Raw genomic sequence first — 13,164 nt, 5'->3', positions numbered from 1 at the left:
TTATACAGAATAGCGTTCAACGCAATTGCGCGCGGCCATGGTTGAGCACGAGCACGTCGCGTTCCAGCACGCGCGCGCGAAAACTCGCCTCGCTGCCGTCTCGCCACATCTCGGTGCGGATCGTCTCGCCCGGATACACTGGCGCAGTAAAGCGCGCGTGAAAGGCCGCGAGGCGTTGCGGGTCGCTTGCGCACAGCGTCTTGAGCACGGCATGCGCGGCCACGCCCCACGTGGCAAGCCCGTGCAGGATAGGCCGCTCGAAACCCGCCGCGCGCGCGACCTGCGGGTCGGCATGCAACGCGTTGTCGTCACCGCATAGACGATAAATCAGCGCCGTTTCCGGGCGCGTAGGCAGATCGCAATGATGATCGGGCACGCGCTCGGGCATCGGCGGTGGCGGCGCGGGGGCTTCATCGCTCAAGCCGCCGTTCGCGCTGAAGCCGCCGTCGCCACGGCAGAACGTGAACTGCGTGACGGTGGCATACAGCTCGCCGCTTGCCTTGTCGGTAATGCTACGCTGGATTTCGAGGAGCGCGCCCTTGCCTGCGCCTTTGTCGACCACGCGCGTAATGCGCGAGCGGCCGATCACGGTCGCGGCCGGTGGCAACGGCTTGTGCATCACGAGGCTCTGCTCGCCGTGCAATAGCCGCACCCAGTCGATGCCCGAGCGCGGGTCGCGCGCCCAGAAGCCGGGAAAGCCGAGCACGACGGCAAGCGTCGGCGGCACGCGCAATTCCTTTTCGTAGACGAATGCCAGGTCGTCCGGATCAACGGGATTGGCGCCGTATCCCACGGCGAGGCTGTAGAGCATGGCGTCGCGCGCGGTGTAAGTCTGCTCGACGTCCTTGAACGGCCAGTTGCGTAGGGTGTGATAGTCGATCGTCATGGCAGTGCGTTCAATGAAAGTTCAGGCCTCGGCGGCGGGCCACTTGAAGAGCGGATCGGCCTTCTCGCGAAAGCGCTGCACGGCTTCCCGATGGAATTCGGTCGTGAACGCAATGCCCTGCGCCGCCGACTCGATTTCGAGCATCGCGCGCAGGTCGCTGCCAAGCGACTGATTCAACGCGCGCTTGGCCAGACCGAACGCAATGGGCGATGCCGCCGCGAGGCTGGCCGCGACCTGCGCGGCGCGCGCATGAAGCTGTTCGGGCTCGACGACTTCGAGCACCGCGCCGATCTCCTTCGCTTCCGCGGCGCGTATTTCGCGCGCCGTAAAGACGAGATCCTTGGCGCGCGCGAGGCCCACCACGCGCGGCAGCGTATAGAACGCCCCGCAATCGGGCACGAGACCGACTTTCATGAAAGGCATGCAAAAGCGCGCCCGCGTGCTGGCAATCACGAAATCGGCGGCGAGTGCGAAGCTGAAACCCGCGCCGTAACACACCCCATCCACGGCCGCGATCACCGGGCGGTCGAGATCGATCAGCATGCTCACCCAGCCATGCAGGTCGTCGATCCGGTCGCGTCCCGCTTCGGCGCTCGTCACGTTCATGCCGCGCACGTCGCCGCCCGAGCAGAAGTCATTGCCCGCGCCGCGCAAAATGAGCGCACGCACGCCGCGGTCGGCACGTATGCGCTGCACGGCTTCGAGCAATTCCACCCGCATCTCGCCGTTGAGCGCGTTCTTCGCCTCCGGACGATTGAACGTGAGCGTCGCGACGCCCGCGTGCTGTTCAACCAGCACCGTTTTTTCGCTCATGCGCTCACCCCGGCGCTTGCGAGTTCTGCGAGCGCCTTGTCGAGCGCCGTGGTGAGATGCACAGGCTCGACGCCGGCGAATTCCACGTCGGGACGTGCGAGAAATGCCTCGATATGCGCCGCGCACGCCTCGCGCGTGGCGGCGAGTCCCGTGAAGCCGTCTTCGAGCCAGGCGACCGAGGCCAGCGGACGCGGGTGCCAGTCGCCATTGACGATCGCTTTGACCACCGTGCCGTCACGCACGAGCAGGCTCAACCAGATCAGCCCGGCCGGCGCCTTTTCGCGTCCGCGCACGATACGGTCGCCCGTCAGGGTGACCGGGCTGTAGCGCGTGGCCTCGCTTTTTTCATGGAACCAGCTTTCCTCGTGCAGTTCGCGCTCGTACTGCTGGGCGAAAACGAGTTCTTCGCTGCCCAGTGCGCCGGACTCGAGCGCCATTTCGCCGAACGCGCGGCGAACGCAGGCCGTGACCCAGGCAGTCAACTCATCGGCGTTCACCTTGCGGCCGAGTTCCTGCTCCAGGTACGTGTAGCGCGAGCCGAGATCCTTGTGCTTCTTGTCCTTGACCTTCTCGGGCGCCATGGGCATGGCGCGCGCCGCGATCGCCGTGTCGATCGCCTTCACGTTCAGCAGAATGCGGAACGTCAGCACCCCGCCTTCGATCTTGAGTGACGTGGCCACGAGCTTGCGTCCGTCGATCTCGACGTCGTTCAGCGGTCGGTAGGCGGCCTGCAGGCCGAACACTTCGCGCAGCGCTTCGGCGACGTGGCCGAGTATCGTGGGAAACGCCCGCGCCGCCGTTTGCGGCACGCCGGGCAGACCGATCGGCAGATAGAACGCGAGAAATGCCGAACCGCGCCCCGCGTAGATCGCGCCGCCGCCGCTCACGCGCCGCCGCGCTAGCACGTTGTTGTCGCGGCAGAACGGCAGGTCGAGCACCTGGTTCGGATCTTCGTTCACGCCTACGGTGATGCTGTCTTCGTTGAAGACGTTCAGATAGACCGTGGGCGGCGCGAGATTTTCGGCCACGGCGCGCTCGACGGCCGGCGACACCGAAATGGAAAAATCCGCGTAGCTGTGCCCGCCTACGACGAGGCGCCACGGGGTTGGGGTAGTCGTTGCGCTTGCATTCATGTCGTCTCTCTCCGTTGATCTTCTACCAGTGCTGCGCCTTCGATCTTCGCGACCGTCTCGATGGCGTCCGCGTGTATCAGCGTCTGGCGCTTGAAGCGCTCCGCTATAGCCTCAATCGCACAGCCCTGCACCGCCCCCTCCACCTGCAGCGTGAGATGGTCGCCCCCATGATCCTTTCTGCCGACCACGAGCCGATACGCGCCCGTCGCGCCCTCCACGCCCAGCAGCACCGTCTTCAACTCGGATGGGTAAACCTTCACGCCCTTGATCTTCACCATCGAATCGGCGCGCCCGAACACCACGCGCGGCAACGACACCGAGCGCCCATGCACGGGCGCGGTGCGCTCGAGCACGGCGAGGTCGCCGGTGCGGTAGCGCACGAGCGGCTGCAGTTCCTTCTGCAGATGAGTGAGCACGAGTTCGCCACGTTCGCCCTCGGCAACCGGCATGCCGGTGTCCGGGTCGATGACTTCGGCGTACAGAAGTTCATCGAACACATGCACACCCGTACCACCGGGGAACGTACGCGCCACGGGCAGGCATTCGGAAAGCGAGTAACTGTCGATCAGCAACGTGCCCGGCATCGCTGCGCGCACGCGAGCGTAAAGCGCGGCATTGCCTGTGAACGCTTCGCCGCCCGCGAAGAACACCCGCGGCACGGGGCACCCCGCTTCGATGAGCTTGAGCGCGTGCGACGGATTGCCGGCCAGCACCGTCACGCCGCATTGCCGCGCGACGCGCGCCGCGCGCTCGGTCTCGCCGGGACCATGCGGTATGCACGCCACGCCGCGCGCTTCCATCTGGGTCTGATAGAAAAGCCCCGCCACGAAGAGGTGATAACCGAACGTCACCATGCACACGTCGCCGGGACCGACGTCGCACGCGTCCAGATGCTGGCCGCACGCGGCTTCGATCGCGCGCAGATCGGCCGCGCTCTGCAGGATCGGCACGAGCGACGCGCCCATCGGCGTGAGGTGCACGCGAACCGGCGGCACGGCAGGCGCAAACGCGCCGTAGCCCGGGCGATTCATCTCGGCCACCAGTTCGGCGCGCGTCATGAGCGGCACGCGCTCGGCGAACTCCGCCGCGCTCGCGACGCTACCCGGCAGGCGTCCCGCATAGAACGGGTGCCTTTGCAGCCGCGAGAGCTGCGCGTTGAGTGCATCGAGCATCGTCTCCTCCTTTTTGTGTTCAGTAGGGCTACGAATCGTTTGCCCTCAAGCCGCCCGCTCGAAAATCGCCGCGATGCCCTGCCCGCCACCCACGCACATCGCTTCGAGGCCATAGCGGCCCTTGCGGCGCTGCAATTCGTAAAGCAAGGTCGTGAGCATGCGCACGCCGGTCGCGCCGATCGGGTGACCGAGCGAAATGCCCGAGCCGTTCACGTTCAGCCGCGATTCGTCGTGCCAGCCCCAGCCCTTGAGCACGGCGAGCACCTGGCATGCGAAGGCCTCGTTCAGTTCGACGAGGTCGAGTTGATCGAAGCTGAGCCCGGTCTTTTGCAGCAGCTTTTGCACCGCCGGCACCGGGCCGATGCCCATCGTCGCGGGCTCGCATCCCGCTGCCGCCCAGCCGGTCAGGTAGCCAAGCGGCGTGAGGCCCAGTTTGTCGAGCTGATCTTCGGCGACGATCAGGCACGCCGCCGCGGCATCGTTCTGCTGGCTTGCGTTGCCCGCCGTCACCGTGCCGCCTTTCATGAGCGGCTTGAGCTTCGCAAGCGACGCCTCGCTCGCGTCGGCGCGCACGCCTTCGTCGCGTGCGAACAGCACCGGGTCGCCCTTGCGTTGCGGCACCGATACCGCCACCACCTCCTCGGCGAAGCGGCCCGACTCCCATGCCGCCGCCGCACGCTGGTGGCTGCGCACAGCGTAAGCGTCGGCTTCCTCGCGCGTGATGCCGTATTGCTTCGCGAGGTTCTCCGCCGTTTCGATCATGCCGGAGATATAGCCGAAGCGCGCTTCGGGCTGCGAGCGTTGGCGGCCGCGCTCGAGACGATCATGCATCTTCACCGAGCCCGCGCGAGCGCCCCAACGCATATCGGTCGTGTAGTACTCAATATTGCTCATGCTTTCCACGCCACCGGCCACGACCACGTCCGCCGCGCCGCTCTGCACCATCATCGCGGCGGTCACGACCGCCTGCAGGCCGCCGCCGCAACGGCGATCGAGCTGCATGCCGGGCACCTGCACGGGAAGCCCCGCTTCGAGCGCGGCCCAGCGGCCGATGCAAGGCGTTTCGCTGTTCGCATACGATTGCGCGAAGACCACGTCTTCGATACGCGCCGGGTCCACGCCGCTGCGCGCGATGGTTTCGCGCAGCACCGCGGCCGCGAGCATCTCGACGGAAACAGGGCGCAGGCTGCCGCCGAACGTGCCGACCGGCGTGCGTACCGGCGCGACTATCGCTGCTCTTCTCATTTCGGATTCCTTTGCATATTGTCTGATTGTTGTTCGCCGCGTCATGCGCCCGCGTTCCGTCAAACCGCTATCGCATCCCGCCGCTCATGGTGTTGCGCGGCCAGTTGTTCGCGCCACTCCGGCGGCGCGATGGCGAGCATGCGCTCGGTACGCTGCGCGAGCGTGAGCCCTCGCAGGTCCGCCACGCCGTGCTCGGTGACGATCACCGCCGCGTCGCTGCGCGGCGTGCTGACCGGCCCCGAAAGACGCGCGACGATGCGGCTGCCATGCCGCGTGCTCGATGCGAGCGCGACGATCGCGACGCCCCCGTGCGAGCGCGCCGCGCCGCGCATGAAATCGAGCGCCCCACCCACCGCGCCCACATAGCGGCCACCGGCGGCCTCCGCATTGACCTGGCCCGTCAGATCGACTTCGAGAGCCGAGTTGATCGCCACGAAGCGATCGAGGCTGCCGAGCACGTCGATATCGTGCGTATAGGCCGTGGCGCGAAACTGAATCTGCGCATTGCGGTGCGCATGCGCGTAGACCTTGCGCGTGCCCATCATCGTGCCGGCCACGCTCACGCCTCGATCGCGCGGCTTGCGGGCATTCGTCACCACACCGGCTTCGATCAGATCGACCACGGCGTCGCCGATGGTGCCGCTATGCACGCCAAGGTCGCGCCGGTCGCGCAACTGCGCGACGATGGCCTCGGGCAGCGCGCCCAGCCCGAACTGGATCGTCGAGCCGTCTTCGATCAGGGAAGCGGCGTGCTGCGCGATGCGCCGCTCGATGTCGCCGGCCTGCGCGGGCGGCGCTTCCAGCGGCGTGCGGTCGGTATGGATCAGCACGTCGAAATCGTCTGCGCGCAACATGCGCTCGCCGTAGGTCCAGGGCGCTGCCGCATTCACCTCCGCAATGACCACGCGCGCGCTGTCGATCAGCGGCACGAGATACTCGTGGGCGATCGAGAGGCTGTAGCGTCCCGCCTCGTCCGCGGGGGCAACTTGCAGCAGCAACACGTCGATGCGGTTCGGACCGCTGGTCAACGCGCTGCGAAACTGCGAGTAGTGACACGGAAGAATGTCGAGCACGCCTTCGCGTTCGAGGCGCCGGTTCGTTCCCGACGCGCCATAGGCCATGAAGTCCACGCAGTCGGCATACGCGGGCTCGAGCGTTTCCGACCACGACGCGCCCACGAACACGCGAAAGCGCCCGCCTATCGCCTTGCGCTGCGCCATCAGCAGCGCGGTGAGCGTGCACGGCTCGGCTCCGCACTGGCCCCACGCGAGCGTGTCGCCCGGGCGCACGTACTGCGCGAAATCGAGCTGCGCGGCGTCGACGATGCGCGCCGCGCGCGGGCCGCGCGTCATCAGACGGGGTCCCAGCTGAAGACATCGGCGGAAACATCGAGCGTATGGAACGATTTTCGCAGCGCCGGCATGGCATGCTCGGCAATCGTCTCCGGTGTCCAGCCTTCGCCGCGATGCACCGAGCGCACGGGGCGCGGCTGGCTCATCAGAAAGATTTCGTTGTTGCGGACTGCGAAAATCTGGCCCGTCACGTCAGCGGCCTGCTCACTGGCGAGGTAGACGGCGAGCGGTGCGATCTTCGCGGGCGTCATCTGCTTGATCTTGGCGACGCGCGCTTCCTGTTCCGGCGAATCGATCTTGATCGAGTTGATCATGCGGCTCCAGGCGAACGGCGCGATGCAGTTCGAACGGACACCGAACTTTTCCAGATCGAGCGCGATGGATTTCGACAGGCCCGCAATGCCGAGCTTCGCCGCGCTGTAGTTGGCCTGCGCAAGATTGCCGATCAGCCCCGACGTGGACGTCATATGCACGAACGCCCCGCTGCGCTGCTCCTTGAAGTGGTCGGCGGCGGCGCGCGAGACGTAGTAAGAGCCGTAGAGGTGAACCTTCAGTACGGCGTCCCACTCTTCTTCGCTCATCTTGTGGAAGAAGCGGTCGCGCAGGATACCCGCGTTGTTCACCACGCAATCGATACGGCCGAACACGTCCAGCGCGTTCTGCACGATGCGGGCGGCGCCGGCGGCGTCGGCCACGCTGTCGGTGTTCGCCGTGGCCTGGCCGTCGAACGACTTGATCTCGTTCACCACGGCCTGCGCGGGGCCGTCGTTATGCCCTTCGCCGGTGAGCGAGGCGCCCACGTCGTTCACCACGACTTTCGCGCCGTGGCGCGCCATCATGAGCGCGATATCGCGGCCAATGCCCCCGCCCGATCCCGTCACCACCACGACCTTACCGTCCAGCATTCGTTGCGTCGTCATCGTTTTCGCTCCTCCAGCCCGCGTTGCGCCGGGCATTGATCCGATTTGATTCGATTGGATTTGTTATGCGGCAAGCTGTGCCGTTCGTGTTGCAGCTTGACGCATCGGCCAAGGCTGCACAATTTGGATATCCCGAACGCCTGTTTCGGCCAGGATTAACCCGTACTATCGCTAATGGCGTGCATTGCGCTGCGGCGCAATAATGGCTGGAGTCTGCTCGTCCCGCATGTTTTTTGTATCCCTCGAACGAACGAGCTGACGTACATTGGAGTTACGGCTAGTCAACCCATGCATTTCGATCTCGTCGACCTGAAGCTCTTCACCCACGTAGCCGAGGCGAGCAGCCTCACGCGCGGCGCCGAACGCGCGCACCTGTCGCTGCCCGCGGCGAGCACGCGTATCAAGAATCTCGAAGAACAAGTGGGCGTGAAGCTCCTGAGCCGCACGAGCCAGGGGGTCACGCTAACGGGCCCCGGCGAGACGCTGCTCGCGCACGCGCGCCGCGTGCTCAAGCAGCTCGAGCAACTCACGGGAGACCTGCAGGAATACTCGCAGGGTGTGAAGGGCCATGTGCGCGTGTTTGCGAACACCACGGCGATGAGCGAGTTTCTGCCTGCCGTGCTGCGCACCTACCTCATCAATCATCCCGACGTGTACGTGGACATACACGAGCGCCTTTCGCCCGATATCGTGCGCGCCGTGCAGGACGGCACGATCGATATCGGCATCGTGGCCGGCAATGTGCGCACGGAGGGACTGCAAGTGCTGCCCTACCGGCGCGACCGGCTCGTGCTCGTCACCGCACTGAGCCACCCGCTTTCGCAAGCGAGCGAGATGGCGTTTGCCGATACGCTCGACTACGACTTCATCGGGCCGCCCGACGAAAGCGCGATTTTCTCGTTTCTCAAGCGCGCCTCGTCGGATTTGCAGCGCACGATACGCTGGCGCATCCAGATCGGCAATTTCGAAGCCGCGTGCCGCATGATCGAGGCGAACATCGGTATTGGCGTTCTGCCCGAGGGCACGGCGCGTCGCCACGCGCAAACCATGTCGCTCAAGATCGTGCCGCTCACCGACGAGTGGGCGGTGCGCAAACTGCAGATCTGCATGGCCGACCGCGACGCATTGCCGCTGTTCGCGCGCAAGCTCGTCGATCTGCTGGTGGCCGACGGCAGCGGCCGCCTCGAATAAAACCCATGACGCGGCGCGCGTGCTGCGCGCCGCCCCTCTCGCCTAGCGCCCGCCAGCCGCGCGAATCATGTTGCGCGCGATGACGATCTGCTGGATCTGGCTCGTGCCTTCGTAGATGCGGAAAATGCGCACATCGCGGTAGAAACGCTCGATGCCATAGTCGGACATATAGCCCGCGCCGCCGAAAATCTGCACCGCACGGTCTGCCACCCGCCCGCACATCTCGGATGCGAACAGCTTCGCACACGCGGCCTCCGTGCTGACGTTCTGGCCGGCGTCGCGCCGCCGCGCCGCGTCGAGCACCATGCAGCGCGCCGCGTAGAGTTCAGTTTGACTATCGGCGAGCATGGCTTGCACGAGCTGGAACTCGGCGATCTTCTCGCCGAACTGCTCACGCTCCATCGCGTAACGCAGCGCGTCGTCGAGCATGCGCTGCGCTACGCCCACGCAGATCGCCGCGATATGGATGCGCCCCTTGTCGAGCACCTTCATCGCGGTCTTGAACCCCACGCCTTCCTTACCGCCGATGAGGTTCCCCGCGGGCACCTTCACGTCCTCGAAGATGACGTCGCAGGTATGCGCGCCGCGCTGCCCCATCTTCTTGTCGCGCTTGCCGAAGCTGATGCCGGGCGTCTTCGCGTCGACGATGAACGAGGTGATGCCGCCCGCGCGCGGCTCGTCGGGATTGGTGCGCGCCATCAGCGTGAACATGCCGGCTTGCGGCGCATTCGTGATGAAGCGCTTGGTGCCGTTCACCACGTAGTGGTCGCCGTGCCGCTCGGCGCGCGTCTTGATCGAGGCGGCGTCCGAGCCCGCGCCCGGTTCCGTGAGCGCAAAGCTCGCGATGATCTCGCCGCTCGCAAGCTTCGGCAGCCACGTCGCCTTTTGCTCGTCGGTGCCGTCGATCACGATGCCCTGCGAGCCGATGCCCACCGTCGTGCCGATGATCGAGCGAAACGCAGGCGAGGTCCTGCCGAGTTCGAACATCACGAGCACTTCTTCTTCCATCGTGAGATCGAGCCCGCCGTACTGCTCCGGGATGGTCAGGCCGAAGAGACCCATGGCCTTCATGTCGTCGACGATATCGGCCGGAATTTCATCGGTTTCGGCCACGCGTTCTTCGTTCGGCACGAGACGCTCGCGCACGAAGCGCGCGACGTTGTCGAGCAGAACGTTCATCGTTTCCTGGTCGCGAATCATGGAGTATGCCCTGCAATCGTTGATCGGGCGGCACGACGCCGCCCGTGAGGAAAAGAAAATCGGGAATGCTCAGCGAGCGCGCACGGCCCGTTTGGCCATTTCGCGCAGCGGCTGCTTTTGCAGCTTGCCGCTGGCCGTAGTCGGAATCATGTCGATGGTCACGATCTCGGAAGGGCGCTTGTAGGCCGAGAGCCGCTCGCTCAGGTAGTGGGCAAGCTCGTCTGCGTCGATCGTCGCGCCCTCCTTCGCTTCCACGAAGGCCACGACTTCCTCGTTGCCTTCGGCGTCGCGCCGCCCCACCACGGCGCTCTGGCGCACTGCCGCGTAGGTGTTGATGACCGACTCGACTTCGATCGGATAGACGTTGAAGCCTGAACGGATGATGAGATCCTTCGAGCGGCCGACGATGAAGAGCGCGCCGTCCGCGTCCAGCCGGCCGAGGTCGCCGGTCTTGAGCCAGCCTTCTGCATCGAGCACTTCCGCAGTCAGGCCTGGCTCGCGATAGTAGCCGTGCATGACGCCGGGACCTCGCACCCACAATTCGCCCGCTTCGCCGCGCGGCACATCGTGACCGTCGGGGCCGACCACGCGCAACTCGGCGCCCTCGACGATTTCGCCCGATGACACGTCCTTGCGCGGACGGTCCATGCGCGTGATGAAGAGCGAGCCCGCGTACTCGGTCATGCCGTAGCCGTGATGCAGCGGCATGCCGAAGCGTGTTTCGACCTGCTGCTTGAGTGTGGGATCGAGCGGACCGCCGCCCGTGTAGAGGTAGCGCAGACGCGGCGCGTGCACCGTGCCGCCGTGCTCGCGCACGTAGGCGACGATGCGCGTGAAGAGCGTCGGCACGCCCTGCAGGATGGAGATTTCGGAGGCGCCGAGCGCTTTCACGACCTCTTCCGCCGAAAAGCGCGCCGCGAGATGCAGGCTCGCGCCCGCTTCGAAAGTGGCGAGCAGCAGCGTGGCGAGGCCGAAGATATGCGACATCGGCATGACCGCGTACGCGCAGTCCGCCTGTGTCATGTCGCGCGACGTCGCCGAGACATGCGCGAAATGCAGCAGGCCGCGATGCGTGGCCATCACCCCCTTGGGCTGGCCCGTCGTGCCCGACGTGTAGATGAGCACCGCAACCTCGTGCGCGAGCGCCTCGGCCTCGCGCGCCGCGTTGAGGTCGGGCGCGGCCATCATCAGCGGGCCGAGCCCGGCGGGCGCGATTTCGCGCGCGCGATAGCGCACGCCGTGACGCAGCGCGTCAGGCGATGCACCGTGCGTAAACAGCATGAGACGCGGCCCGCAATGCGCGCGGATCGTCTCGATCTCGCGCTCCGAGAGCCGCGCATTGACCACGGCCGGCCACGCGCCGATTTCCGCAAGCGCGAACAGCAGCGTCACCACGGCCGAGCAGTTTTCGGCCACGATGAGCACGCGGTCGCCCACGTCCACACCCTGCTCGCGCAAAAACCGCTGCGCTTGCCCAACGTCGCTCCAGAGCTGCCCGAAGCTCGTCACCTTTGCTTCTTCGCGTATCGCCACGGCCTCGGGCGACGCCTCCGCCCAGTGCCGCGCGATATCGCTGATCTTGCGCGCCGCTCGCCTCACCACTCTCACCTCCCGTCGTTGCTCTTTGACTGCGTACGGCGCGCCGTGGCACGCCGCATCGCGACAGGTATCAGTGTGGTTCAGGCGCGGCCTGCCAACAATTCGTTTTCGATAAAGCCGGCATTCGTCTGCCGAGAAGTCGGAATTCACCCCGATGGCCGGGGCTTCGAGGCGATTAGCGTCTCGACCGGGCGCGTGCTCGCGAGGCACTCAGCGCTCGCGCGTGACGCGTGCGAGGCACCGGCGCGGCCCTACGCAGGCGCTGCCGCCAGTCACTCCACCTGCGCCGCCGCACGCTCGCCTCCCATCGTGCCCTTAGCGGCGCTATTCGCCCGATGAATCGCCACGATGCCCGCGAGCGACACGCAGGCCGGCGCGGCCGCCGCGAGAAAGAGCGCCGAGGACGACCATTGCAGGTGCAGGAGCGCGCCGCCCAGCACCGGACCGACGACCGAGCCGATCCGCCCCACGCCGAGACTCCAGCCGATGCCGGTCGAGCGCAGCGAGGTCGGATAGTAGGTCGCGGCGAGCGCGTTGAGCGCAGGCTGGCCGCCGATGATCGTGAAGCCCGTGACGAAGATCGCCACGAACATCGCGGCCACGGAAACCATCACGGCCGGATTGCCGATGGCGGCCGTCGAGACGATGGCGATCAGGAACGTCGTGGCGAGCACGCGCGTGAAGCCCGCGAGGTCGATGATGCGCCCGAGCAGCAGCGTGCCGATCACACCGCCGCCCCACAACGCCGTGCCGGCGAACACGGCGGTCTGGGTCGAATAGCCGGCGTCGCGGATCACGGTCGGCAGCCAGTTCGAGAGGAAATACATGGCGAGCAGGTTTGCGAAGTTCACGACCCACAGCAGCACGGTCACGCGCGCGCGCCCTTCCTTGAACAGTTCGACGAACGGCACGCCGCGCGAGCGCGTTTCCCCGGTCGTGAACTGCACGCCGGCCGGCAACGCGAGCGCCGGCGCCACGCGCGACAGATTGCGGCGCACGCGCGCCTGAATGTGCTCGCCGCGGCCGCGAAACAGGAGGAACTGGATCGACTCGGGCAACGCGAGCCACATCAGCAGGCCGAGCACGAGCGGAATCGCGCCGCCCACGAAGAACACGGCGCGCCACCCGAACGCGGGAATCAGCGCCGCGGTGATCAGGCCACCCACCACGCCGCCCAGCGTGAAGCCGCACGAGACGATCATCATGAGCGTGACGCGCATGCGGCGCGGGCTGTACTCGCCCGCGAGCGCCATCGCATTCGGCATGATGCAGCCAAGCCCCAGCCCCGCGACGAAGCGCCAGGCCACCAGTTCCGCAATCGAATGCGCGAAGCCCGTCGCGACCATGCACGCAGAAAAGAACAGCGTCGCGCCGATCAGCACCGGGCGGCGGCCGATCTTGTCGGCGAGCGTGCTGAACGTGAGCGAGCCCACCAGCATGCCGAACAGGCCCGCGCCGAACACCGGCGAGAGCGTTTCCTTCGCAATGCCCCATTCGCGGATCACGACCGGCGCGACATAGCCCATCGCCTGCACGTCGAAGCCGTCCATCACGAGACACAGCGCGCACAGCGTGACCACCAGTAGCTGATACGGCCCGAACCGGCTTTCGTCGATGATGCCGGTAACCTCCACCGCCTTATTCATGCAATGT

11 protein-coding genes are annotated in these 13,164 nt (G+C 66.3%); 1 reads left to right on the top strand and 10 read right to left on the bottom strand.

All coding sequences use genetic code 11. The features are described 5' to 3' along the window. Window positions 1-16: 16 nt before the first annotated feature. The 7 genes from M3I56_RS23950 to M3I56_RS23920 are packed head-to-tail and all read right to left on the bottom strand — an operon-like array spanning window position 17 to window position 7,506. Entirely contained in the window at window positions 17-886 is an 870-nt protein-coding gene (locus M3I56_RS23950; protein ID WP_254356123.1) for a MaoC/PaaZ C-terminal domain-containing protein, read from the bottom strand. A gap of 21 nt (window positions 887-907) precedes the next feature. Further along, window positions 908-1,699 carry an enoyl-CoA hydratase/isomerase family protein gene (locus M3I56_RS23945; protein WP_254356122.1) on the bottom strand — a complete coding sequence of 264 codons (792 nt, stop codon included), beginning with the start codon at window positions 1,697-1,699 and terminating at the stop codon, window positions 908-910. Beyond that, complete coding sequence (locus tag M3I56_RS23940; RefSeq protein ID WP_254356121.1) at window positions 1,696-2,832, bottom strand: hypothetical protein; 1,137 nt, start codon at window positions 2,830-2,832, stop codon at window positions 1,696-1,698. The genes M3I56_RS23945 and M3I56_RS23940 overlap by 4 nt, the downstream gene beginning before the upstream one ends. Then, window positions 2,829-4,004: a phenylacetate--CoA ligase family protein gene (locus M3I56_RS23935; RefSeq protein ID WP_254356120.1), complete on the bottom strand. Its 1,176-nt coding sequence runs from the start codon at window positions 4,002-4,004 to the stop codon at window positions 2,829-2,831. The genes M3I56_RS23940 and M3I56_RS23935 overlap by 4 nt, the downstream gene beginning before the upstream one ends. A 45-nt stretch (window positions 4,005-4,049) precedes the next feature. After that, window positions 4,050-5,249 (bottom strand): acetyl-CoA C-acetyltransferase, encoded by a 1,200-nt coding sequence (locus tag M3I56_RS23930; RefSeq protein ID WP_254356119.1) that lies wholly within the window; start codon window positions 5,247-5,249, stop codon window positions 4,050-4,052. Window positions 5,250-5,308: 59 nt separating this feature from the next. Then, window positions 5,309-6,601, bottom strand: a complete 1,293-nt coding sequence (locus tag M3I56_RS23925) for an acetyl-CoA hydrolase/transferase family protein (RefSeq protein WP_254356118.1) — start codon at window positions 6,599-6,601, stop codon at window positions 5,309-5,311. Further along, window positions 6,601-7,506: an SDR family NAD(P)-dependent oxidoreductase gene (locus tag M3I56_RS23920; RefSeq protein WP_254356156.1), complete on the bottom strand. Its 906-nt coding sequence runs from the start codon at window positions 7,504-7,506 to the stop codon at window positions 6,601-6,603. Before M3I56_RS23920 ends, M3I56_RS23925 begins: the two co-directional genes overlap by 1 nt. Before the next feature lie 303 nt (window positions 7,507-7,809). On the opposite strand from M3I56_RS23920, the gene M3I56_RS23915 reads away from it, so the two are divergent. Next, window positions 7,810-8,712 (top strand): LysR substrate-binding domain-containing protein, encoded by a 903-nt coding sequence (locus M3I56_RS23915; RefSeq protein WP_028208306.1) that lies wholly within the window; start codon window positions 7,810-7,812, stop codon window positions 8,710-8,712. Between the two features lie 42 nt (window positions 8,713-8,754). On the opposite strand, the gene M3I56_RS23910 is transcribed toward M3I56_RS23915, so the two are convergent. From M3I56_RS23910 to M3I56_RS23900, 3 genes are all read right to left on the bottom strand, one after another. Further along, the gene (locus tag M3I56_RS23910; protein ID WP_254356117.1) at window positions 8,755-9,912 is read right to left on the bottom strand and encodes an acyl-CoA dehydrogenase family protein; all 1,158 of its coding nucleotides are present in this window, start codon (window positions 9,910-9,912) and stop codon (window positions 8,755-8,757) included. Window positions 9,913-9,981: 69 nt separating this feature from the next. Beyond that, window positions 9,982-11,514 (bottom strand): class I adenylate-forming enzyme family protein, encoded by a 1,533-nt coding sequence (locus M3I56_RS23905; protein ID WP_254356116.1) that lies wholly within the window; start codon window positions 11,512-11,514, stop codon window positions 9,982-9,984. A gap of 269 nt (window positions 11,515-11,783) precedes the next feature. Next, window positions 11,784-13,157: an MFS transporter gene (locus M3I56_RS23900; protein ID WP_254356115.1), complete on the bottom strand. Its 1,374-nt coding sequence runs from the start codon at window positions 13,155-13,157 to the stop codon at window positions 11,784-11,786. Between the last annotated feature and the right edge of the window lie 7 nt (window positions 13,158-13,164).

The organism is Paraburkholderia sp. CNPSo 3281 (assembly GCF_024206515.1).
Lineage (GTDB): Bacteria > Pseudomonadota > Gammaproteobacteria > Burkholderiales > Burkholderiaceae > Paraburkholderia > Paraburkholderia nodosa.
Note: the sequence above shows the minus strand (reverse complement) of the source record. Positions and strands in the feature narration are given on the sequence as shown.